The 22,607-nt window shown below is 40.3% G+C and carries 18 protein-coding genes; 14 read left to right on the plus strand and 4 right to left on the minus strand.

Annotated elements, in window-relative coordinates:
* The first annotated feature begins 828 nt into the window (after window positions 1-828).
* The 6 genes from QTN47_RS01105 (at window position 829) to QTN47_RS01130 (ending at window position 6,304) form a co-directional block, all read left to right on the plus strand.
* A complete protein-coding gene (locus QTN47_RS01105) occupies window positions 829-1,515 on the plus strand; it encodes a succinate dehydrogenase cytochrome b subunit (RefSeq protein ID WP_369327458.1) in 687 nt (228 codons plus the stop codon).
* Window positions 1,516-1,591: 76 nt separating this feature from the next.
* The gene (locus QTN47_RS01110) at window positions 1,592-3,565 is read left to right on the plus strand and encodes a fumarate reductase/succinate dehydrogenase flavoprotein subunit (protein WP_369327459.1); all 1,974 of its coding nucleotides are present in this window, start codon (window positions 1,592-1,594) and stop codon (window positions 3,563-3,565) included.
* Window positions 3,566-3,695: 130 nt separating this feature from the next.
* Window positions 3,696-4,457, plus strand: coding sequence for a succinate dehydrogenase/fumarate reductase iron-sulfur subunit (locus QTN47_RS01115; RefSeq protein ID WP_369327460.1), 762 nt, complete (start codon window positions 3,696-3,698; stop codon window positions 4,455-4,457).
* 226 nt (window positions 4,458-4,683) lie between these two features.
* Window positions 4,684-4,884, plus strand: coding sequence for a hypothetical protein (locus QTN47_RS01120; protein WP_369327461.1), 201 nt, complete (start codon window positions 4,684-4,686; stop codon window positions 4,882-4,884).
* Between the two features lie 50 nt (window positions 4,885-4,934).
* A complete protein-coding gene (gene hypB / locus QTN47_RS01125; RefSeq protein WP_369327462.1) occupies window positions 4,935-5,717 on the plus strand; it encodes a hydrogenase nickel incorporation protein HypB in 783 nt (260 codons plus the stop codon).
* A gap of 254 nt (window positions 5,718-5,971) precedes the next feature.
* The gene (locus QTN47_RS01130; RefSeq protein ID WP_369327463.1) at window positions 5,972-6,304 is read left to right on the plus strand and encodes a hypothetical protein; all 333 of its coding nucleotides are present in this window, start codon (window positions 5,972-5,974) and stop codon (window positions 6,302-6,304) included.
* A gap of 544 nt (window positions 6,305-6,848) precedes the next feature.
* Here the strand turns inward: QTN47_RS01130 and QTN47_RS01135 are convergent.
* The gene (locus tag QTN47_RS01135) at window positions 6,849-10,121 is read right to left on the minus strand and encodes a TonB-dependent receptor (protein ID WP_369327464.1); all 3,273 of its coding nucleotides are present in this window, start codon (window positions 10,119-10,121) and stop codon (window positions 6,849-6,851) included.
* Between the two features lie 207 nt (window positions 10,122-10,328).
* Here QTN47_RS01135 and QTN47_RS01140 point away from each other — a divergent pair, with 207 nt between their 5' ends.
* The 8 genes from QTN47_RS01140 (at window position 10,329) to QTN47_RS01175 (ending at window position 19,213) form a co-directional block, all read left to right on the plus strand.
* Window positions 10,329-10,976 carry a DUF47 domain-containing protein gene (locus QTN47_RS01140; protein ID WP_369327465.1) on the plus strand — a complete coding sequence of 216 codons (648 nt, stop codon included), beginning with the start codon at window positions 10,329-10,331 and terminating at the stop codon, window positions 10,974-10,976.
* Between the two features lie 44 nt (window positions 10,977-11,020).
* A complete protein-coding gene (locus tag QTN47_RS01145; protein WP_369327466.1) occupies window positions 11,021-12,061 on the plus strand; it encodes an inorganic phosphate transporter in 1,041 nt (346 codons plus the stop codon).
* A 56-nt stretch (window positions 12,062-12,117) separates the two neighbouring features.
* Window positions 12,118-13,173 carry a UDP-glucose 4-epimerase GalE gene (gene galE / locus QTN47_RS01150; protein ID WP_369327467.1) on the plus strand — a complete coding sequence of 352 codons (1,056 nt, stop codon included), beginning with the start codon at window positions 12,118-12,120 and terminating at the stop codon, window positions 13,171-13,173.
* 1,056 nt (window positions 13,174-14,229) lie between these two features.
* Window positions 14,230-15,795 (plus strand): ribonuclease Y, encoded by a 1,566-nt coding sequence (gene rny / locus QTN47_RS01155; protein WP_369327468.1) that lies wholly within the window; start codon window positions 14,230-14,232, stop codon window positions 15,793-15,795.
* A gap of 117 nt (window positions 15,796-15,912) precedes the next feature.
* Window positions 15,913-16,263, plus strand: a complete 351-nt coding sequence (gene rplS / locus QTN47_RS01160; RefSeq protein ID WP_369327469.1) for a 50S ribosomal protein L19 — start codon at window positions 15,913-15,915, stop codon at window positions 16,261-16,263.
* 119 nt (window positions 16,264-16,382) lie between these two features.
* Window positions 16,383-16,607 (plus strand): Sec-independent protein translocase subunit TatA/TatB, encoded by a 225-nt coding sequence (locus tag QTN47_RS01165; RefSeq protein WP_369327470.1) that lies wholly within the window; start codon window positions 16,383-16,385, stop codon window positions 16,605-16,607.
* Between the two features lie 35 nt (window positions 16,608-16,642).
* Complete coding sequence (gene gatA / locus QTN47_RS01170) at window positions 16,643-18,094, plus strand: Asp-tRNA(Asn)/Glu-tRNA(Gln) amidotransferase subunit GatA (RefSeq protein WP_369327471.1); 1,452 nt, start codon at window positions 16,643-16,645, stop codon at window positions 18,092-18,094.
* An 87-nt stretch (window positions 18,095-18,181) separates the two neighbouring features.
* Window positions 18,182-19,213, plus strand: a complete 1,032-nt coding sequence (locus tag QTN47_RS01175; RefSeq protein ID WP_369327472.1) for a lytic transglycosylase domain-containing protein — start codon at window positions 18,182-18,184, stop codon at window positions 19,211-19,213.
* A gap of 193 nt (window positions 19,214-19,406) precedes the next feature.
* Here QTN47_RS01175 and QTN47_RS01180 read toward each other — a convergent pair whose 3' ends face one another.
* From QTN47_RS01180 to QTN47_RS01190, 3 genes are all read right to left on the minus strand, one after another.
* The gene (locus QTN47_RS01180) at window positions 19,407-20,699 is read right to left on the minus strand and encodes an anthranilate synthase component I family protein (RefSeq protein ID WP_369327473.1); all 1,293 of its coding nucleotides are present in this window, start codon (window positions 20,697-20,699) and stop codon (window positions 19,407-19,409) included.
* 13 nt (window positions 20,700-20,712) lie between these two features.
* A complete protein-coding gene (locus tag QTN47_RS01185) occupies window positions 20,713-21,165 on the minus strand; it encodes a hypothetical protein (RefSeq protein WP_369327474.1) in 453 nt (150 codons plus the stop codon).
* An 88-nt stretch (window positions 21,166-21,253) separates the two neighbouring features.
* Complete coding sequence (locus QTN47_RS01190; RefSeq protein WP_369327475.1) at window positions 21,254-22,516, minus strand: adenylosuccinate synthase; 1,263 nt, start codon at window positions 22,514-22,516, stop codon at window positions 21,254-21,256.
* Window positions 22,517-22,607: the final 91 nt, after the last annotated feature.

Genomic DNA, 22,607 nt, shown 5'->3' on the forward strand with positions numbered 1-22,607 from the left:
AGTCACGTTTTCATGCATGACAGATATTAAATGAGCGATGATAAATACTTATAATTTAGTAAAGGATTTTATCTCAGATCTGAGTCAATTCAAGATCGGAAGGATGAACTGCTGATAGCTGATAGCTTAGAGCTAAAAGCTTTTTGTTTATTAGGATTTTTGAAAATTTAGATGAGCGGAAAATGGGACCGGGATTAATGGGATTTGGAGATTTGCAGGATTTTTTTGTGGAGTAGTCACGTTTTCATGCATGACAGATATTAAATGAGCGATGATAAATACTTATAATTTAGTAAAGGATTTTATCTCAGATCTGAGTCAATTCAAGATCGGGAGGATGAACTGCTGATAGCTTAGAGCTAAAAGCTTTTTGTTTATTAGGATTTTTGAAAATTTAGATGAGCGGAAGATGGGACCGGGATTAGGAAGGATTTTTAAGATTTATTGGATTTTTTCTTTTCTGGTGTTAGTTATCAATGAGCGTTTATAAATATCTATTATAAGGTGAAGTATTCTATCTCAGATCTGAGTCAACACAAAATCGGAAGGATGAGCTGCTGATAGCTGATAGCTGACAGCTGAAAGCTTCCAGTGATTTGTCGGATTTTTTCTTTTCCATTGATATGTGAAAGCTATTTAAATCAGCGTTTATAAATATTTATTGAAGGGAAGAAATTCTATCTCAAATGTGCGTCAATACAAGATCAGAGCGATACAATGCTGATAGCTGATAGCTAATAGCTGACAGCTTTTTTTATTTTTTTTACAATTCGGTGGCAATCATGTCCTATTTTTGCAGCGATTTTCTCACAAACAACACTTGTCAGTATGACCTTGAAACAAATTTTCACTTCTGCTGTAGGAAGGAAATTGACGATGGGCTTAAGCGGAATTTTCCTGATTCTTTTTTTGATTGTACACGTAGGATTAAATGCCTGTATCTGGGCAAACGATGGTGGTGAAATGTTCAACAGGGCGGCTCACTTTATGGGCGCGACCGTTGTAATGAGGATTTTAGAAGTTGGATTGTTTGTTTTTATTTTCATTCACATCATCCAGGGGTTAATGCTGGAAGTATCCAACCGTAGCAAGCGTGGAACTGCTTATGCTGTAAGTTACGGCAATCGCGGTAGCAAATGGTACAGCAGAAGCATGGGCCTTTTAGGCACTATCATCCTGTTGTTCCTGGTAATTCACTGGATCGACTTCTGGATCCCATCCCGTTTTACCGGTGTTGAGGATGTTACCCTCAGCGATGGAAAAACCGTTCACAATTTATACGCGTTAATGCAAAACAGGTTTGAAGTAACCTGGATTGTTGTAGTATATATATTAGGTTGTATTTCTTTAGCATATCACCTTGCTCATGGTTTTCAGAGCGCATTCAGAAGCCTTGGCGTTTACAACAAAAAGTATAATGTAATGCTAACCAACTTTGGCTATGCGTTTGCCATTATAGTTTCCCTGGCTTTCATTATGATGCCGGTGAGCATGTACTTCCATTGGTTAAGCTAAAAAGCCCGTACGCAAAGAAAAATTGCGTGGTCATTTAATCAGAATAATCAGACTAAATCAGTTAAATCTGCGACGTATGTTAGATGCAAAAATTCCTTCAGGGCCATTAGATCAAAAATGGACCGATTATAAAGGTCATTGCAAATTGGTTAATCCTGCCAACAAGCGTAAACTGGAAGTGATCATTGTGGGTACAGGGCTGGCAGGCGCTTCAGCAGCCGCTGCATTAGGCGAGCTGGGTTATAAAGTGAAGGCATTTTGTTTTCAGGATTCTCCCCGCCGTGCGCACTCCATTGCTGCTCAGGGTGGTATAAATGCTGCAAAGAATTATCAGAATGATGGTGACAGCGTTTTTCGCCTGTTTTACGATACAATTAAAGGTGGCGACTACCGTGCAAGAGAGGCCAATGTGCACCGCCTTGCAGAAGTTAGTGCCAATATTATAGACCAATGCGTTGCCCAGGGTGTACCCTTTGCACGTGAATATGGTGGATTATTGAGCAACCGTAGCTTTGGTGGTACCCAGGTGCAAAGAACTTTTTATGCTGCCGGCCAAACTGGTCAGCAATTATTAATAGGTGCATACCAGGCACTGGAAAGACAGGTTGCTCTTGGTAATGTTGATATGTATAACCGTCACGAAATGTTAGAAGTGGTTGTGATTGACGGAAAGGCACGTGGCATCATCACCCGTGACCTGATCACCGGCAAACTGGAAAGACATTTCGGACATTGCGTTCTATTGTGTAGTGGTGGATACGGTAACGTATTCTACCTTTCAACCAACGCAATGGGCAGCAATGTTACTGCTGCATGGAAAGCACATAAAGCAGGAGCTTATTTTGGTAATCCTTGTTTTACACAGATCCACCCTACCTGTATTCCCGTAAGTGGTGATCATCAGAGTAAATTAACGCTGATGAGTGAATCGTTGCGTAATGACGGTAGGATCTGGGTGCCCAAAAAACAAGGTGATAACCGCAGGCCTAACGAAATTCCTGAAGAAGAAAGAGATTATTACCTGGAAAGAAGATATCCGGCATTCGGTAACCTGGTTCCGCGTGACGTGGCCAGCCGTGCTGCAAAAGAAAGATGTGATGCAGGTTATGGCGTAGGATCTTCTAAACAAGCTGTATATCTTGATTATGCAGCAGCGATAGAGAGATATGGAAAGGGTGAAGCCAACAAACGCGGTCTTGATCATGCTTCCAAAGAAGAGATCATCGCAATGGGTAAGGATGTGGTGAAAGAAAAATATGGAAACCTGTTCGACATGTATGAAAAGATCACAGGTGAAAATCCATATGAGGTTCCGATGCGCATTTACCCTGCTGTTCACTATACAATGGGTGGCTTGTGGGTTGACTATGAATTAATGACAACTGTTCCTGGCTTATATGCACTTGGTGAAGCTAACTTTAGCGATCACGGTGCAAACCGCCTGGGTGCTTCGGCACTAATGCAGGGCCTTGCAGACGGATATTTTGTAATTCCTTATACGCTTGGTAACTACCTGGCAGATGAAATCCGTACGAGTGCAATCCCAACTTCGCACGCCGCTTTCGAAGCTGCTGAAAAGTCAGTGAAGGACCGTATTGAAAAGCTGATGAGCATTAAAGGAGCACAAACTGTCGAAAGCTTCCACAAACGCTTAGGAAAGATCATGTGGGATAAATGTGGTATGGCTCGTAACAGCCAGGGTCTGCAGGAAGCGATCACTGAAATTCAGGCGTTGAAAAAAGAATTCTGGAGCGACCTCAGGATTCCGGGTGAAATAAATGAAATGAACTTCGAGCTGGATAAGGCAGGTCGCGTTGCGGACTTTATCGAGTTGGGTGAGTTAATGTGTAAAGACGCTCTTGATCGCGCAGAAAGTTGCGGCGGTCACTTCCGTGAAGAAAGCCAGACTGAAGAAGGTGAAGCATTACGTCACGACGACAGGTTCATGTATGTGTCTGCCTGGGAATACAAAGGCGACCATAATTGGGAGTTACACAAAGAATCTTTGGATTACGAAGTGGTAAAACCAAGTCAGAGAAGTTATAAGTAAGTTGTACGTTTTACGTTATAAGTTGTAAGTGAACAGCCGACTTACTGATGTTTGAAATTTTCAATTGAAAAAATAATCCTGTGATGCGCGAAAATGTAAAGTGTGTCACATCACATAAGCACGTTTTTCTATGGAACATAATACCATGAATCTTACGCTGAAAGTATGGAGGCAGAAAAATGCCAACGATAGGGGAAATTTTGAAACTTACCAGGTGAGCGATATATCGAGCGAGATGTCTTTTCTCGAAATGTTTGATGTATTGAATGAGCGCCTGATCAGGGAAGGAAAAGATCCTATTGCATTTGATCACGATTGTCGCGAAGGTATTTGCGGTATGTGCTCGATGTACATTGATGGTAAGCCTCATGGTCCATGGACACAAAACACCACCTGCCAGTTGCACATGCGTGCATTTAAAGATGGCGATACAATTGTTGTTGAACCCTGGAGGGCTAAAGCGTTCCCTGTGGTGAAGGACCTTGTTGTAGATCGTACTTCTTTTGACAGAATTATCCAGGCAGGCGGTTATATTTCAGTAAACACAGGTAATGCCGTTGATGCAAACGCGCTTCCTGTTGAAAAAGAGAAAGCTGATGCTGCCTTTGCTGCTGCGGCCTGTATAGGTTGCGGTGCCTGCGTTGCGGCTTGTAAAAACAGCTCTGCACTGTTATTTGTGAGTGCTAAAGTGGCGCATCTTGCATTGTTACCACAGGGTGATCCTGAGCGCAAAACGCGTGTTGTTAACATGGTAGCTCAAATGGATAAAGAAGGCTTTGGTTCATGTACCGCTACAGGAGCATGTGAGGCCACCTGTCCAAAAGGTATTACTATTGAGAACATTGCGAGATTGAACAAAGAATATATGGTTGCCAGCCTTACTTCAAAATAAGCCTGCGCAATAAAAAATGTGAATATGCCGCTCCTGGTTCAGGGCGGCATTTTTTGTTCCGCAAAGTTGGATCAGCTTAGGTTCTCCGTATCTATGGGCATGTATTAAAAATTGCCAAAGCTGACTTATCTCATATTTTTTGCCCCCAACATAAGTTAAGTTGCAATATGCCATACGAGCCGTTGTATCCAAGCGGCTTGTCTTCTTGTTATTTAAATCAAGCCATATGAAAAAGAAACTGGCCATTGCCTGTTGCTCATTATTAGCCTGGGTAGTGACTTTGGGAACTCCTGTTCAAACTGGTATTACAGAGGGTGCATCTTCCAACACATCACGCTATTTATTTGAGCCATTTGACGTAGTTGTAATAACATTCGTTGCATCGGCTTTTTACTTTTTGTTTATCAGGAAGAACAGTGAGCGATGAAATTTCTGATGGATATATTTGAATTCAAACAACTCAAGTAATAATCACTTATGAGTGGTTGCCATAGCAAATGGGAAAACAGTCCGGAACACGAGAAAAGTTGCGGACGATGTGCTAACTGCGCGAACGGTCATGTGCACGCGCATGATCAAAATACGGAAAGAAATAAACACCCGGGCTCTGAAAGCCGTTCGTCGGTTTCGTCAGATGGGAATGAAATACCTGCTGCAAGGAACCGGTTCTATTTTGAGTCAAAGAATATTGTTGCTATTAACTTGTTGGGAGCATCAGGTGCGGGTAAAACCAGCTTGCTTGAGAATACCATTACTGCTCTTTCCGGTGAAATCTGTTTCTCTGTAATTGAAACTGATAGACATAGCAACTACGATACTAAAAGAATTGAAGAAACTGAGGCCAGGGTAATAAGTTTACGTACGGGTGATGGATGCCAGCTTTTTAGCCAGATGATTAATGATGCGTTGAAGATATTGAAGCCGGAAAATAATTCAGTTTTGTTTATTGAGAACCTGGCGGCTCCGCTTTGCCCAACTTTACACGACGTGGGTGAGCAAAAACGGGTTGTTATTTTGAGTGTAACGGAAGGGGAAGAAAAGCCTTTGGTGTATCCTGAGATGTATAAAACGGCAGACTTATGTCTGATTAGCAAAAGTGATCTGTTGCCGTATGTTGATATTGATCTAGAATACCTGAAAGCAAATATTCGAAAGGTGAATAATGATTTGCGTTGCATAATACTTTCCTGTCGACTTAATGAAGGGATGAATGAATGGTACGACTGGATAAGAGCAATATCTAAAATGAAAAAGAAATAAGGTAATGGATCAAAAAGCTCTTGTTTTGGTGAATGAAAAGTTAAATCGCAATAATGCATTTTTATTTCCTTTATAAGCATTATTACCAGTGTTCGCAATAAGCATTTGAACACCTTGAATTTAGAAACTTTAGTTTTAGGCAGCGTTAGAAGTTGCATGTTAAATTGCCCTAAATGCCCGCGTTTTAACTCTGGGCAAGGTTTATTTCAGCATAAATATGCAGACCTTTACAGCAGCACCATAATTGAAACGCTATGAAAGTGTTGAACAGAATTGAGGATGACGATAAGCGTTTGCTTCGCACAGCTTCAACGATTGAATTATATAAGCACAGCAGGGTTATTCTTGCTGCCTTTGCAATTTTGCTTCCAGGATTCGTGTTTTTCCTTGGGGCTCTTGTTATGAATGAATATTCTGTTGCAGTTATTGCTTTACTATTTTCTTTGTCCGGATTTTTACTTGCTAAATGGTTAATCGACGGGAAAGCGGAAAAGCTTAAAAAGCAAGAACGCGCTCAACAGGACGAGCAGGATGTCATTCAATTCCCTTCCTCAAAGACAGGTGGTTTTGCCAAATACCAATCATAGCGATCCCCAACGTTTGATCAGCGTTCGGGTGAGAACGACTTTGATAGCGTTACACGTGGACAGTGAAGCGCAGTACCAATCATTTACAGTCAATGAGCTAATACATAAAAGCTCCGTGATTTAAAAAACAAAACCCCGATAGACATCGGGGCCGACATGAGAAAATCTACTGACTAATTTGTTTGCTTGCTATTATTCTTCCACAAAGATGTCTTCGCAATATGAACTAATATTTAACCGCACGTGAATAAACTATTAACAAAGCGGAGGAAGGCACCATGTCTGATTTTTGATCGCTGATCTCTGATTTCCTTAGGTTCTACCTGCAAACAAGAGTTAACATTATTTATTCGAAAAGGAAGATTTAAGGTTTATCAGGTCATTTTCAATATTGGGCAGTACGCTCATTTCGTACAAATCAGAGAAAAAAAAAATCAGCGATCAATAAATCATCCCTCAATTCAGCCATCAGGTTTTTGCGTAACAAAAAGGGCCGCATCCGTTTCCGGAACAGCCCCTTTTTAATTATACCTTAGCTATATTATTAGAATGTGTATTTCAATCCTAATTGTGCTTGCCAGCGGCTGTTAAGCGGGTCAACCGTATAGTATTTGCCGTTATCAGTTGTTGGTTTCTGGAAGCTGAACGTTGGCGTATAGTTCTTCGCAGGATCTGAACTTGGATTGCCTGGTTTAATACCGTTAGCATCTGTTTCAAACTTCAGGAAGTTAACTGTATAGTTGTTTGTGTTACTTACGAAAGTAATGTGTCCCCAGTCATTATTCAGGAAGTTCAGGAAGTTAAACATATCCAGGCTTAACTGAAGTGAATGCTGTTTGTTGTTGCCTTTAAATCTGAATTCGTGCATCAGCTTTAAATCAAGCGTATGGTTCCATGGAGTGCGAAGTGCATTTCTTGAAGCATACTGACCACGGTGGCCTTTCAGGTATTTATCACCTTCGATGAAGGCATTCAGATCGTTCCACTGAGAAGGATCTTTCAGGTTGATATCTGACTGACTCTTTGGAATATAAGGCAACGCTGCGTTACCATTGATGATGCCGCCCGGTGCGCCGGTGTAAACAAGGCTGTATGGGCTACCACTCTGACCTGAATAAACAAAACTTAATGAAGTGATGTTTGTATTCGAACCATTCCAGTTAACACTTGTTCCTGCAAAAGCAACTATGCGATGACGCAAATCAAAGTTTGAATAGGCAAGTTGCGGATTGTTTGCAGAGATTGCAGGGTTATAATCCCAGTTACTTTGGAATGAGTTACGAATACCATTGCTGATGTCTTTAGACATGCCATAAGTGTAAGCTGCAGACCAGTTAATGTTCATCAGGTTTTTCGCACCGAGTTTAATATTGTTGGTAACTTTTGACAGCTGTGCAGTAAGATTGTAGCGGTATCCCTCTTTTGTATTGCTTAATAAGAACACGCTTGAATATTTACTGCTAACATCACCACCTGTATACAGAGGCGTTTGTGTAGGTCCTGTGCTGTAGTACTTCACACCACTGTCTTTCTTGTTGATCTGCTGGAACATAACATCGTTGATGGTCTTGGTGTACATCGCATCCAATGTAAGTTTATATCCATTGCCGAATTTGAAATCGGCTGCAATATTTGAACGCCAGATAGTTGGCATTTTGAAATTGTTGTCAATCAGGTCAAGCTCTCTTTTATTTACTGCGCCTGCTCCACCATATTTGCCGATTGTATCAACCAGTTGATTGGGTCCTACTAAAGGAACATAACCGTTGTTTGAATTCTTGTAGTCGATGTTGCCGTAGTCGTTACCATTAAGTGTATAAGCATAACCTAACCATGCGAACGGAACTCTTCCGGTGAAAATGCCGCTACCACCTCTTAACACTACAGATTGATCATTGTTGATATCCCAGTTGAATCCCAATCTTGGTGAAATAGTTGCGTTACCCAGCCATTTGTTATTCAGTTGACTGAAAGGAGTATGACTATAGGTTCCGGATTCGTGTGTGTCATTTGTAATGCTGTTCAAATCCTTATCCAGTTGTGGTTGATCCCCAACATAAGAATAGTCAATGCGGAGACCCGGAGTCAGTTTGAAGTTCTTGGTTAAAGAAATTTCATCCTGCGCATAAGCACTCAGCATTGCTACGTTAAACTTAGCTCCAGGTGTATTCTCGGAAAGGTTGGTAAAGTTGTTTTTACCCTGGTCAAAAGCGAAAGTACCACGAATACGGCTTGGAATATTGTTTACAAAGTTATCAACGGTACCGTATTGCCAACGGCCGTTCCACGAGTTAATAAATCCGTAATTAAAGTCATAGAACTCGTTGTGCGTACCAAAAGTGAACTTGTTGATGCCTTTTGTCCAGCTAACGTTATCAGTAAGTTCAATCGTTTTCTGGCGGGTATTGTAAATAGCAGCTTCGCGCCATGTACCTAACCACACGTTGCCTGCTCCGTTGGTAATATCAATATAAGGAGAAGGTGTATTTCCGCTGCGAGGAAAATCTCTGTAATCATGAACATTGATATAGCTAACTATCAGGTTGTTGTTTACTGAGTTGCTCAGTTTGCTCTTCAGTTCTGCAACAACATTCACGTTCTTTGTATGTTGTGTAAAGTCTGTTGATGAAAACTGGAATGTAGTGTTTGTACGCTCAAGGTTGTTACCCTCACCATTTGTATAGATTGCTCTGACCATTAATGAGTTGTTCGCATTAATGTTGTAATCTATACGGGCGAAGAATTTATCACTGTTTGTAAAGATTTTGTATTTGTCATAAGAACCTGCATCAAAACCTGCGGCTTGATATGCTGCAGCAATTCTTTGTGCATCAGCAACTGTAACAGCCGCACCTTTGTCACCTGCATTGAAAAAAGTAGGCTCTTGTCTGCGTGTAATTTCACCATTAACAATAAAGAACAATTTGTTTTTGATGATGGGCCCACTCAGGGTTGCACCGTATTGATAATCGTAAAAATCAGAACCGATCTTGGTTTTCTGACCATCAACACTTTTACCTACCAGTGATTGGTTTCTTCCATAGCCGTAAACAGATCCGTGGATGTCATTTGAACCGCTTTTTGTTACGGCGTTAACACTACCGCCGGTAAAGTTACCCAGCTTCACATCGTATGGAGAAAGCTGAACCTGTACTTCCTGGATCACATCTAGACTATAAGGGTTGGTTCTTGTACCTGAACCGGCTGTTCCGCTTTGACCGCCACCACTAACACCTCCAAAAGAGTTGCTAAAGCCTATTGCGTCATTGTTCACAGCACCATCAAGCGTAATATTGTTATATCTGAAGTTAGTTCCTGCGAACGAGTTGTTGTTAGACTGAGGCGTTAAGCGTGTAAAATCGCTGATGCTTCTTCCCAGGGTAGGTAAGGTGTTCAGTTGTCTTGTTCCCACAGTCAGGCCTGATGGAGAAGCTCTTCTTCCTGAAGACATTACAGTAACTTCTTTCAGATCATTTGAAGAAGTGCTTAATGCCACCTTTAGGTCCGGGTTGTTGCCTAAAGACAAAGCGATATCAGTTAGTGTTTCATCTTTAAATCCCACAAAAGAGATCTTAATAGTATAAGGGCCTCCTGGCTTCAGGTTAGGAGAAGAAAAATACCCTTTGTTGTTTGTCTGGGTATGAGTTTCGTAGCCTGTTGGCTCGTGCTTTAATGAAATTGTTGCTCCGCTAATGGCTTTACCGGCAGCATCAGAAACAAAACCATTTAACGTTGAAGTCGTTTCCTGTCCATAGGTCACCAATGTGCATAGCAAGGCAAAAAGGATCACCGAAGCAATTGAAAATAGCTTGCGCATTTTTGTTAATTTTCCGCAAATCACGAACTTGTATATTACTGAATTGTTAACCCAGTATTATGTGAATGTTAACAGCATAAAAAAGAGAAAATACATATGAACAAAAGGTTTACGGGTAATGTTATTTCTATATTAAGTTATTGTTAACTGTCGGCTTTTTACGGCTTGCACAGATCATAGTTTTATTTTTGCGCCAAAATTCCAGATATGGGCATTAACACTTTTGGCAAGTTATTCATGCCAAAGAACAAGATTTTTTACGAGTTGTTTGAAGATGTAGCTATTACCGTTAGCCAAATGGGACAACTGCTAAAGACCATGGTTAACGAGCCGGATTATGACCGCCGCAATGCTGTAATTAAGCAAATTGAGGATCTGGAACATAAAAACGACGACCATACACACAGAATTTTCACTGAACTTGGTCGCAACTTTATCACTCCTTTCGACAGGGAGGATATTCACTACCTGGCTTCTGCCCTCGATGATATATGTGACTATATTTTCTCTTCCGCCAAGAAGATCAATTTTTATAAGGTAAACCCTAACGACAGCGGCATTAAAAAGCTGGCTGACCTTATCGAAATGGGTGCAAACGAAATTAAAACTGCTGTTTATGGCCTTAGGGATATGAAGAACCTGAGGCAAATGACAGAAGCCATGGTTAGAATCAACAGCGTTGAAAACCAGGCTGATGATGTTTTTGATATGAGTATTGAAATGCTGTTCCAAAATGAAGTGGATGTAAAAGAGCTGATTAAAAAGAGAGAGATCTACCAGGCAATGGAAACTGTAACAGACAAATGCGAAGATGCCGCGAATGTTATAGAATCAATCATTGTTAAATACGCCTAGTACCGGTTTGTTACAGGGCTTTCCGTAGAAGGAAAACTAAATTTATGACAACATTACTCATACTCATTATTGTATTAGCTTTCATATTTGATTTTATTAACGGTTTCCATGATGCAGCCAACTCAATTGCCACAATAGTTTCAACAAAAGTATTGACTCCGTTCCAGGCAGTTCTTTGGGCGGCGCTCTTCAATTTTGCAGCCTTCTTTATTTCACGCTATATCATAGGTGAATTCAAAATTGGTAACACTATCGCCAAAACAGTAAATGAGCATTTCATTACACTGGAAGTAATATTCGCAGGACTGTTGGCCGCCATTGTATGGAACCTGATCACCTGGTGGTTCGGTATTCCATCCAGCTCCTCACACACACTTATAGGTGGATTTATGGGAGCCGCAATTGCATACGCGGGCGGCTTTCATGGGGATGGGATTACCGTTATCAACTATGCTAAAGTAATTCCTACATTTCTTTTCATTTTCCTCGCGCCTTTAATTGGGATGGTCATAGCCTTTATCATAACCATTATTATTGTCCATCTATGTAGACGAAGTAATCCCTTTAAGGCGGAGAGCTGGTTCAAGAGATTACAGCTGCTTTCCTCTGCAGCATTCAGTCTTGGTCACGGTGGAAATGATGCACAAAAAGTGATGGGTATTATTGGCGCCGCAATCATTTATCAGCAAAGCACAGTGGGCAACACGCTTACGTTTAACGAATTCGTTATCCATTATTCATGGGTGCCATTCTGTTCTTTCCTCGCCATTGGCTTAGGTACAATGAGTGGTGGCTGGAAGATTGTAAAGACAATGGGTACCAAAATAACCAAGGTAACCCCGCTTGAAGGTGTAAGTGCCGAAACTGCCGGCGCCATAACCTTGTATATAACCGAACATTTAGGTATACCAGTAAGTACAACGCATACTATTACCGGTTCTATAATTGGTGTAGGTGCAACAAAACGTTTGTCTGCGGTACGTTGGGGTGTTACAGTAAATCTTTTGTGGGCGTGGGTATTAACCATACCTATCAGCGCTATCATGGCTGCTGGCTTCTATTATGTAATTAAACTTATTGTCTAGTACGGCTTTTTTTAATAATATTGTCGTATTCAATTAGTGTATCAAAATCAGCCAACATGCCCAAAATTCTAGTTACCGGAGGTTGCGGATATATAGGTTCGCATACCGTAGTTGATCTTATCCAAAACGGATTTGACGTTGTTTCGATAGATGATAATTCACGTTCTACAACATACCTTTTAAACGGTATTGAACAGATCACCGGCAAAAAGCTGAAAAACTACAAGGTTGATCTAAAGAATTTTGATGAAACGCTGGCTGTTTTCCAGGAAAATGATGACATCTCCGGCGTGATTCATTTTGCAGCATACAAAGCCGTGGGTGAATCAGTTGAAAAGCCATTGGATTATTACGAAAACAACCTGTATTCGCTGGTAAACCTGCTTAAATGTGTAAAGGAATTTAAAGTTCCCCATTTTGTATTTTCTTCTTCCTGTACCGTTTATGGAAACCCGGACGTTATTCCGGTTACTGAAGAATCTCCTATCAAAAAAGCAGAATCTCCTTATGGTGCTACAAAACAAATGGGAGAGGAGATCATTAAAGACTTTACCAAAGTATCAGACACATCTGCAATATTGCTGCGCTACTTTAACCCTGTAGGTGCTCATCCGGATAACCTGATTGGGGAATTGCCATTGGGCAAACCACAAAACCTTGTGCCGGTGATTACACAAACGGCTATTGGTAAATTACCGCAGATGACTGTTTTTGGAGATGATTATGATACAAGGGATGGAAGCTGTGTAAGAGACTTTATCCATGTTTGCGACATTGCAAATGCACATACACTCGCAATAAAATTTCTGCTTAATAAAAAGAACAAACAAAAGAACGAAGTTTTCAATTTGGGAACCGGCAACGGAGTTACTGTACTCGAGGCAATAAATGCATTTGAAAAGGTAACCGGCCAAAAATTGAATTACAAGATTGGTCCACGAAGACCAGGCGATGTTATCGCTATTTATGCAAATAACAATCATGCAGTATCTTCTCTGGATTGGAAAATACAATTTGGATTGGATGATATGATGAAAACTGCATGGGAATGGGAAAAGAAGATTAAGCAGGATGAAGAGCTTATGAAAAAACAAAATCCCGTTTTGAATTAACCAGGATTAAGGAATAGAAATAAAAATAAAAAAGAGGCTTTTCGGCCTCTTTTTTTATTGCTCCTTTATTTGTGTTACACTTACAAAGAAGCGTAAATAGGGTATTGAACACAAACTCCAATAGTATGTATTGTGTCTTATACAAGTGGTACAAGTTACACGATTAAAAACGGACAATAGAACTATACGAATTGGGTGCCAATTGTAAACTAATTGTTATTTGTTTAATAATCAACTGTTTGCAAATTGGGAAGCAATGATAATGTCTCGAAATGGGAAAAAATCCGTCTCCAAAATGGAATAGTAAACGGTTGTAAAAAGAAAAAGAGACTATTTACATAGTCTCTTTCTTTCAAAGGGGGAAACTTCTTTATGGAAGTAACCTGAATCCTGATTAACAACATAAATCATGTTGTCGGGAACGGTTAAAAACGGACACTTTATATCATTCTAATTTTATGCCAACAGCCTTTTATTTTGCAACATATTGGTATTTAACTGATTATATTTTTTAAAACTGGGATTTAGTTCCATATTGGGAATTGTATTCTCATTTTGAAAATGAAACATTCTATTTGTTCTGATAAAAAATAAAAAAGGAGGCGTGATCACCTCCCTACAATTTCCTTGAAAAACGCCTCTTTAAACACCTCTGTTAAAGAAGCCCATGAACACAAACGCCAAATTCCTAATAGAAGAGTTTAGGTAAAACAGACACAGGAATAGAATATCTACTAAAATGCCAGAAACTTAAATTGTTGATTATCAATATAATTAAGGCTGATTCCTACATCCAATTTCTCTATTTGAGAGCTTTTTGTTCTATCCCCGGGAATATTTTTTTAGTTCTCTTTTTTGGCCGGAAGGACATGGGGTGGGTTTGTGCTTCTGGTACCAACGCAAAATCTTTCTAAAAAACCCTAAAAACAGGCCGTCGCATGCAATGTATTATTTCATTCGTTTATTTATCTTCGCGAATTATCGCTCACTCATTCTTATTTTTAATGAGATTGGAGACGGGATATATGATATTGAATCAAAATAAACACCACAAGCATGGATCAATCAGTTATATCTATTATAATAGGTGCGGTTGCACTAATAGTAGGAATTGTAGGGGGTAAGTTCATTTTTGCGAAAGACACCAAAAAGAAAGTAGAAGAAGCAGAACAACAGGCAAATACATTAATAAGGGAAGCTGAATTAAGAGCTGAGACTATAAAAAAGGAAAAACAGCTGGAGGCAAAAGAAAAGTTCGTTCAACTTAAAGCTGAACATGACAAAGAGGTTTTAGAAAGAAATAAAAAGATCAGCGAAGGCGAAAACCGTGTTAAGCAAAAAGAAATTGCCATCAATCAAAAAGACACTGCTTTAGACAAGCAGATCAAAGAAAACGAAGCCATTAAGGAAAACCTGAACAGGCAGATTGAGGTGGTAAACCTAAAACGCACTGAGCTGGAAAAACACCAGGAGGAACACATACGCCGTCTGGAAAAAATTGCCGGCTTAACTGCAGAAGAGGCAAAGTCTCAGTTGGTTGAAAGCCTTAAACAGGAGGCTCAAACACAGGCTCTTGCCATACAGCAGGAAATTGTTGAAGAGGCTAAACAGAAAGCCAACAAAGAGGCGCGCAAAATTGTAATTCAGTCCATCCAGCGTACCGCTGCAGAGCAGACGATTGAAAATACAGTAACTGTATTTAACCTGGAAAGCGACGAAATTAAAGGCCAGATCATTGGCCGCGAAGGTCGTAACATCCGTGCAATTGAGGCTGCAACCGGCGTTGACTTAATTGTGGATGATACCCCTGAGGCAATTGTTCTTTCCTCTTTCGATCCGTTGAGAAGAGAAATTGCACGTCTTTCACTACAAAGACTAGTATCTGACGGACGTATCCATCCCGCACGTATTGAAGAAGTTGTTGAGAAAACAAGAAAGCAGCTGGAAGAGCAGGTAATGGAAATTGGTGAACGTACAGTTATAGAATTGGGTATTCACGGTTTACATAAAGAGCTTGTGCGTATTGTAGGTAAAATGAGATTCCGTTCTTCTTATGGTCAGAATTTGTTAATGCATAGTCGTGAAGTCGCGAATTTATGCGGAATCATGGCGGCTGAACTTGGATTGAATCCCAAATTGGCAAAAAGAGCTGGTTTGTTACACGATATAGGAAAGGTTCCTGATGAGGAAACTGAATTGAGCCACGCACTTTTAGGCGCGAAACTGGCTGAAAAATTTGGTGAAAACCCGGCAGTTGTGAATGCCATTGGCGCGCACCACGATGAAATGGAAATGCAGTATGTAATTTCTCCGATTGTACAGGCTTGCGATGCTATCAGCGGCGCGAGACCCGGTGCAAGAAGAGAGATTATGCAACAATACCTGCAACGTATTAAGGATCTTGAAAACCTTGCTTTAGGGTATCAGGGTGTTGAAAAAGCTTACGCTATCCAGGCGGGCAGGGAATTGAGGGTTATTGTTGAAGCAGAAAAAGTTTCGGATACTGATAGTGATAAACTAAGTTTTGAAATAGCGCAAAAGATTCAAACGGAGATGACCTATCCCGGACAAATCAAGGTTACCGTTATCCGCGAAAAGAGAGCGGTGAATGTAGCCCGCTAAGGTATTGTGATTGAAAGAGTTCCCTTTTTGGGACTGAATTATAAAAAAGAATTTGAGATTTTATTTGGAAAATGTGGAAGGCAATGTTACCTTTGCCGTCCTTTAAATTTTAAAGCTATGAACGCAGCAGTTCAATTTGTGCATGAGCAATTAACAGCGAAGAAAGAATATCCCAGGTTTAAAGCAGGTGATAACATCACTGTAAACTATAAAATTGTGGAAGGCGGTAAAGAGCGTATCCAGAGCTTCCGTGGCGATGTGGTAAAGACTCAGGGAACTGGCGCTACAGCAACTTTCACTGTACGCAAGATTTCTGACGGCGTAGGTGTGGAAAGAATATTTCCTTTCTTATCACCAAACGTTGACTCTATCGTTTTAAACAAAGTTGGTAAAGTGCGTCGCGCTAAACTTTATTACCTGCGTACACGCAGCGGTAAGAGCGCAAGAATTAAAGAAAAAAGAGTTTAATCAACTAATATTACTGCAAAAGCGGAAGTGTTTTTACTTCCGCTTTTTTTATTTAGTTGTTAACTTTCCGTGTTATTTTTATCTCTAACTTTGGTTTTCATCTTCAAACATTTTTAAAAATGGGTAATTTAGGTTTCCAGGAAATCCTGTTGATTGCAGTTGTCGTATTAGTTCTATTTGGTGGCCGTAAAATTCCTGAGTTCATGAAAGGATTAGGTCGTGGTATCCGTGAATTCAATGACGCCAAGAACAACGTGAAAAAAGAATTAGAAGAAGGTATGAATGAAAAAGACAATCAGCCTACAACAACAACAACTAGTTCCACAACTTCATCTCAAAACTGATTTTCTCTCTAACGTTTTAAAACTGCTTTTGGCCTTTGTTTAGTTTCTCGTCTATCGAAGACTATGTTAGTGCTTTGCAAAATGGTGAAACAACATGTGAAGATGTTGTAAGCCATTATTTGTCTGTAATTGATTCGAACAAGCATCTGAATGCTTTTTTGGAGGTTTTTGCAGATGAAGCTGCAGCGCGTGCCAGGCAGTTGGACCAGGACCGGAATAACGGTAAGCCCCTTGGTAAACTACATGGTGTGGTTGTCGGGCTTAAGGATGTGATTGCTTATAAAGGCCATAAATTATCTGCCTCTTCCAAAATTCTGGAAGGATTTACTTCAATTTATAATGCAACGGCTGTAGACAGGTTATTGCAGGAAGGCGCCATTATTATTGGCCGTCAAAACTGCGATGAATTTGCCATGGGAAGCAGTAATGAGAATTCTGCTTACGGTAACGTACTGAATGCAGCGGATAATAAGCGCGTTCCTGGCGGATCTTCGGGAGGATCGGCTGTGGCAGTTCAGGCCGGCATGTGTATGATCAGCCTGGGAAGTGATACCGGCGGCTCAGTGAGGCAACCTGCAGATTTCTGCGGAATTGTTGGTCTAAAGCCCACTTATGGTCGCGTTTCCCGCTATGGATTGATTGCATATGCATCTTCATTTGATCAGATAGGTATTTTTGCAAAAAGCGTAGCCGATGCCGCTCTTACACTTGAAGTAATAGCCGGTGAAGACGACTTTGATAGCACTGCAAGTAAAGAACCCGTTGTTCCCTATTCGTCATTATTGAACAGTTCAAATTACAACGGTGCAGCTCCAAAAAAGATTGGATATTTTAAAGAAGCACTCGAACACCCCGGGCTTGATCCTGCGATAAGTCAATCTTTTAATCAATTTTTAAAAACTTTAACAGCTCAGGGTTATATCGTCGAACCGATTGATTTTGAGTTGCTTGAATATATTGTTCCTGCTTACTATATTCTTACTACAGCCGAGGCTTCGAGCAACTTATCCCGCTTTGACGGGGTAAAATATGGCCATCGTTCTGCCGTTCCATCGGAAGATTTGGCAGACTTTTACAAGCACAATAGAAGTGAAGGTTTCGGTAAGGAAGTTAAGCGCCGCATCATGCTCGGAACCTTTGTTTTGAGCGCCGGATATTTTGATGCCTATTTTACTAAGGCGCAGCAGGTTAGGAACATACTTCTTAAACAAACTTCGGCCATTTTCAGCCGTTTTGATGCCATCATTTCTCCCACTGTTCCTACACCGGCGTTTGAGCTTGGTTCTATGAACAATGACCCTATTGAAATGTTCCTGGCTGACATTTATACAGTCTTCGCAAACCTGGTTGGAATTCCAGGAATTTCCCTTCCTCTCTTCACTCATCCAAATGGCATGCCTTTTGGTGTTCAGGTGATGACTTCTCATTTTAGTGAGTTAGCTTTGCTCCGCATTTCAGAGGTGTTTTTACAGATTTCTGAGAAGTAATAGCGTTTAAGCAAAATAATGTTATACCGGTTTTGAATCGTTGATCGGTGATTTTTTAATGAGTAAACGGCGTTTGAGGACCTTATTATGCGTAAATTTTTATTACTACAATTTAAGCCTGTAGCTTCTTTTGTATTAACGGGGGTGTTGTTTTTCTCCCTTATGTCTTTCGCGACGGATGACAAAAACAAGCCTACCGGTAGCTCCGGTAAAACAGAAAAGGGTTTTTCCAGCCTTTTCGCCAATAGTTTCGATCCTTCCAAGCCTTACATTTTCCAGGTAAATCCCAAAGCAATCAGTTTCGTAGAAGAGTACATCAAAAGAAACGAAGAAGAGCTGGAAAAAATGAAAAGTTGGGGCAAGCCTTATTTTGATCTTTACGACAGGGTTCTGGCTCAAAATCATTTACCGGTGGAACTGAAATACCTTTCAGTGATAGAAAGCCATCTTCGTTCAGGATTAATTTCCGGAGCCGGTGCAGTAGGCCCCTGGCAATTGATGCGCGACGAGGCTAAACGTTACAACCTTAAGGTTGCAGGAAAAGTGGATGAAAGAAAGGATTTTGCCTTAAGCACTGCGGCGGCAGCCAAATTGTTAAAGTCATTATATGCTGAATTCGGCGATTGGTTATTGGTAATCGCGGCATATAATTGCGGTGTCGGCAGATTAAAACAGGCAATTAAAAAAGCAGACAGTAAAGATTTCTGGGAACTTCAGAGCTATTTGCCGCTGGAAACACGCAATCATGTTAAAAAATTCATTGCCACTCACTATATTTTTGAAGGTGGTGGAGGATGGACAACCATGACCGCGAAAGAAACAGAGGCTCATAAATCTACTATGGCAGCCTTGTTGCCCCCGGCTCCCGATTCCTCTTTTGCGGGTACAGAAACGACAGAAATAAGCGGCAGATTCAATTCTTCAGTAATTGCGAAATATTTGTCACTGGACCTGGTAAGATTTAATCAGTTAAATCCGCTTTTTGATAAGCAATTAGCCGAAGGTAAAAAAGTGCAACTGAGGTTGTCTGCTGATAACATGCGCTCCTTTAAAGAAAACAAGCAAAAAATATTACAGGAAAGCGTTCAATTGTTGTTTGCTTCTTCTGCTAAGATTTAAATCAATGTCATAGAAATAAGCAACATTCAAACAGTAGAGCTCTTTAAATCTGAGTACTTCGTACCCGCCTGAATGAAGTCAGTTCGGGCAGGCTTCGTAAATCGTACTTGTTTGAAAAGATTTTTCCCTAATTCAACGACATTGAGATTTAAATAGTCTTTAAACAGACTTCCTGGTTTATCTAACCTCGCAGTTATCTGTTTATATGTAATGCCTGTTCAATGGCCGACGCCTTTAACAGGCATTCTTCATATTCGCTCTCAGCAATGCTGTTGCCTGTAATGGCACCGCCAACATGATATGAAAGATATTTGTTTAATTGGTTGTATATGATGCTTCTGATCACAACGTTGAAGTCAAAATTGTTTTCCGGTGTTATATAGCCTACCGCTCCGGAGTAGATCCCCCTTTTAGAAACTTCAAACTCTTCAATTAATTCCATCACTTTACGTTTGGGTGCGCCGGTCATTGAACCCATTGGAAATGTAGCGCGGAGAATATCGGTAAATCCAACATCCTGTTTTAAATGTCCCTTAATTGTTGAGATCATTTGATGCACCTGGGGAAAAGTATAAATGCCGAAAAGCTCTTCAACTGTTACAGATGCCTCTTTGCAGATTTTGCTTAGATCATTCCTCACCAGGTCTACGATCATTACATTCTCGTTCCTGTCTTTTGAGCTGGCTCTTAGCTGTTCTTTTAAACACGCATCTTTCTGTGGATCTGATAAGTCCCGTTTGCCAGTGCCTTTAATCGGCTGCGATAAAATGATGTCTTCTTTTTTTTGAATATACCTTTCCGGGCTTGCACACAACAGATATTTATCTCTCAGTTTATAATAGGTGGCGAACGGAGTAGGGGATATTGATGTAAGATGATGATAGGTTGCTAACGGATCGATAACTGCATGTTCAGAAAAGAATTGCTGACAAAAATTTAATTCATAACAATAGCCCTGCAGTATTTTTTTCTGAATGAGATGTATCTTATCGATATACTCGTTCCTGGAAATGGAGGATTGTATTTTTATTCCGGCTGATTGAGTTGTTTCTTTTAAAGGAACCTGCTTTAAAATCTCCTGCATTATTTTTTCAGGAGCCAGTGTTGCAGAGCTTATGGTTAAAATGCCGTTGTTGAGCTGCAGTATCGTTTCTGGCTGAAAGAAAAAAACAGAAGGGAATTGAATATGGTCAGGATGGCCGGAGGTTAGCTGTTCAATTTCATTTTTTACATCATAACTGATGTGACCAAATATCCAGTCTTTAGTATGATACTGATATGCCTGAAGTTTAAGCAGCGCATTTTGGTTGGCTTCTATATATGAGAGAGCACCTGCTGCAACAAGGCATTCGGTTGATGTATGAGGCAGGCTGTATTCATGATTATCCAAAAAACAACAAATGTTGAATTGGTTGGCCCAACTCAACATTTGCTGCTTAAAAAGCCTGTTATCTGAAATAGAATAGGTAGCTGTGTTACGTTGCACTTAAAGAACGCAATTAAAAATCATCATCATCATCGTCATCAAATCCATTCGAATCATTAAAGAGATCAAACTCTTTAAAGTCTTCGTCTAATTTAAAATCATCATCATCTTCACCTTTCTTTCCACTAGTTCCGCTACTGGATTTCTTTCCTTTAGATTTTGGGATATCAAACTCATCAAAGTCCGGATCCCAATTTTCATCTTCTTCTGCTTTATTCCAATCATCATCGTCTACATCATCATCATCATCGTCGTCATCATCGTCATCATCAGCTTTGGATTTCTTTGATGGTCCTTTAGCTGAAGCTTTTTTTGAAGGCGTTACGTCTTCATCATCTTCAATGTCATCATCATCATCATCTTCTTCCAATTGTTTTTTAGGTTTAGATGACGCTGGTTCATTGGTGTCTTTCGGTGTCGCTTTGCGACCGGTTGATTTTGGTTCTTTGTTAGATTTTGCTGCCATAGTCCTGGAGAATTAACTGCGTAAAATTTCAACGAGTTTTTTAATCAACAAAATATTTTTTTGCGCATCAAATTCAGTGCCTGATAAATTATAATGCAACTATCTGATCTCTGCCCGGACCATTAGATACATACTTAACAGGAGCCCCGATATATGAGTTAATAAAATCTATATAACTGCTCATGTTGGATGGAAGGTCTGCTACATTTTTTATAGCAGTCGTATCCATGTCCCAACCGGCAAATTGTTTATAATTAGCTTCAAGTTTGACCCTTGTCATCTGGAATGGCACTTCTTCAGTTTCATTTCCATTTACGTTGTAAGACGTACAAACGTTCAATGTTTTAAAGGAATCCAGTACGTCTGCTTTTGTCATTACAACTTGCGTAACGCCGTTGATCATGCAGGTATATTTTAACGCTACAAGGTCAATCCATCCGCAACGTCTTGGACGGCCGGTAGTTGCACCAAACTCGCTTCCGATCTTTCTTAGTTCTTCACCTGTTGCATCTTCCAGTTCAGTAGGGAATGGTCCGCTACCAACTCTTGTACAATATGCTTTAGTAACACCAAGCACCTGGTTGATCTTCTGAGGAGCAATACCCAGACCTGTGCATACACCCGCCGAAATTGTATTGGATGATGTTACAAACGGGAAAGTTCCGAAATCAATATCCAGCATAGTGCCTTGCGCACCTTCTGCCAATACTTTTTTTCCTTCGCTTATTTTGTTATTGATGAAGTATTCTCCGTTAACAATATTCAGCGTGCGCAGGAATTCAATTGCTTCAAAAAACTCATCTTCCCAGCTGGAAATATCATCATTAAAGTTATAAGTATCCAGTAATTTCTGATGTTTTAAGCGAAGCTTAATATATTGGGAAACGAAATTTTTATCAAGCAGATCGCCAGCTCTTAATGCATTACGACCGGTTTTATCCATGTAAGCAGGGCCGATACCTTTCAGTGTACTTCCGATTTTTCCTTCACCTTTTGAATGTTCAGATGCTTTGTCTAAAGCTCGATGCGTAGGAACAATAATATTTGTACGTTCAGAAATAAAAAGGTTCTTTTTCACATCTATACCGAAAGCTGCAACGGTTTCGCATTCTCTTTTCAGTGTAACAGGGTCAAGAACAACGCCGTTACCTATCAGGTTCATCGTGTTTTGATGGAAGATGCCTGATGGTATTTGGTGCAGTACCACTTTTTTGTCGTTAACATACAAGGTGTGGCCTGCGTTAGGGCCGCCCTGGAAACGGGCAATAATGTCATAGCCTGGCGCGAAATAATCAACAATCTTTCCTTTGCCTTCATCGCCCCACTGTAAACCGAGAATTACGTCAACCATTGAAGTATTTGTTAGTGAGCAGCAAAAATAAATACCAGAAGTGGTTTAAAAGAATTCATTTTTAAAACAATACCATAATCTTTCTAAAACT

The sequence above is a fragment of the Danxiaibacter flavus genome (assembly GCF_041060425.1).
Classification (GTDB): Bacteria; Bacteroidota; Bacteroidia; order Chitinophagales; family Chitinophagaceae; genus Danxiaibacter; species Danxiaibacter flavus.

Coding starts and splice junctions, on each gene's coding strand:
- QTN47_RS01145 (WP_369327466.1), top strand. CDS start 11,021: ATGACAACATTACTCATACTCATTATTGTATTAGCTTTCATATTTGAT.
- rny (WP_369327468.1), top strand. CDS start 14,230: ATGGATCAATCAGTTATATCTATTATAATAGGTGCGGTTGCACTAATA.
- QTN47_RS01110 (WP_369327459.1), top strand. CDS start 1,592: ATGTTAGATGCAAAAATTCCTTCAGGGCCATTAGATCAAAAATGGACC.
- hypB (WP_369327462.1), top strand. CDS start 4,935: ATGAGTGGTTGCCATAGCAAATGGGAAAACAGTCCGGAACACGAGAAA.
- rplS (WP_369327469.1), top strand. CDS start 15,913: ATGAACGCAGCAGTTCAATTTGTGCATGAGCAATTAACAGCGAAGAAA.
- QTN47_RS01190 (WP_369327475.1), bottom strand. CDS start 22,516: ATGGTTGACGTAATTCTCGGTTTACAGTGGGGCGATGAAGGCAAAGGA.
- galE (WP_369327467.1), top strand. CDS start 12,118: ATGCCCAAAATTCTAGTTACCGGAGGTTGCGGATATATAGGTTCGCAT.
- QTN47_RS01135 (WP_369327464.1), bottom strand. CDS start 10,121: ATGCGCAAGCTATTTTCAATTGCTTCGGTGATCCTTTTTGCCTTGCTA.
- QTN47_RS01130 (WP_369327463.1), top strand. CDS start 5,972: ATGAAAGTGTTGAACAGAATTGAGGATGACGATAAGCGTTTGCTTCGC.
- QTN47_RS01175 (WP_369327472.1), top strand. CDS start 18,182: ATGCGTAAATTTTTATTACTACAATTTAAGCCTGTAGCTTCTTTTGTA.
- QTN47_RS01105 (WP_369327458.1), top strand. CDS start 829: ATGACCTTGAAACAAATTTTCACTTCTGCTGTAGGAAGGAAATTGACG.
- QTN47_RS01115 (WP_369327460.1), top strand. CDS start 3,696: ATGGAACATAATACCATGAATCTTACGCTGAAAGTATGGAGGCAGAAA.
- QTN47_RS01120 (WP_369327461.1), top strand. CDS start 4,684: ATGAAAAAGAAACTGGCCATTGCCTGTTGCTCATTATTAGCCTGGGTA.
- QTN47_RS01185 (WP_369327474.1), bottom strand. CDS start 21,165: ATGGCAGCAAAATCTAACAAAGAACCAAAATCAACCGGTCGCAAAGCG.
- QTN47_RS01165 (WP_369327470.1), top strand. CDS start 16,383: ATGGGTAATTTAGGTTTCCAGGAAATCCTGTTGATTGCAGTTGTCGTA.
- QTN47_RS01140 (WP_369327465.1), top strand. CDS start 10,329: ATGGGCATTAACACTTTTGGCAAGTTATTCATGCCAAAGAACAAGATT.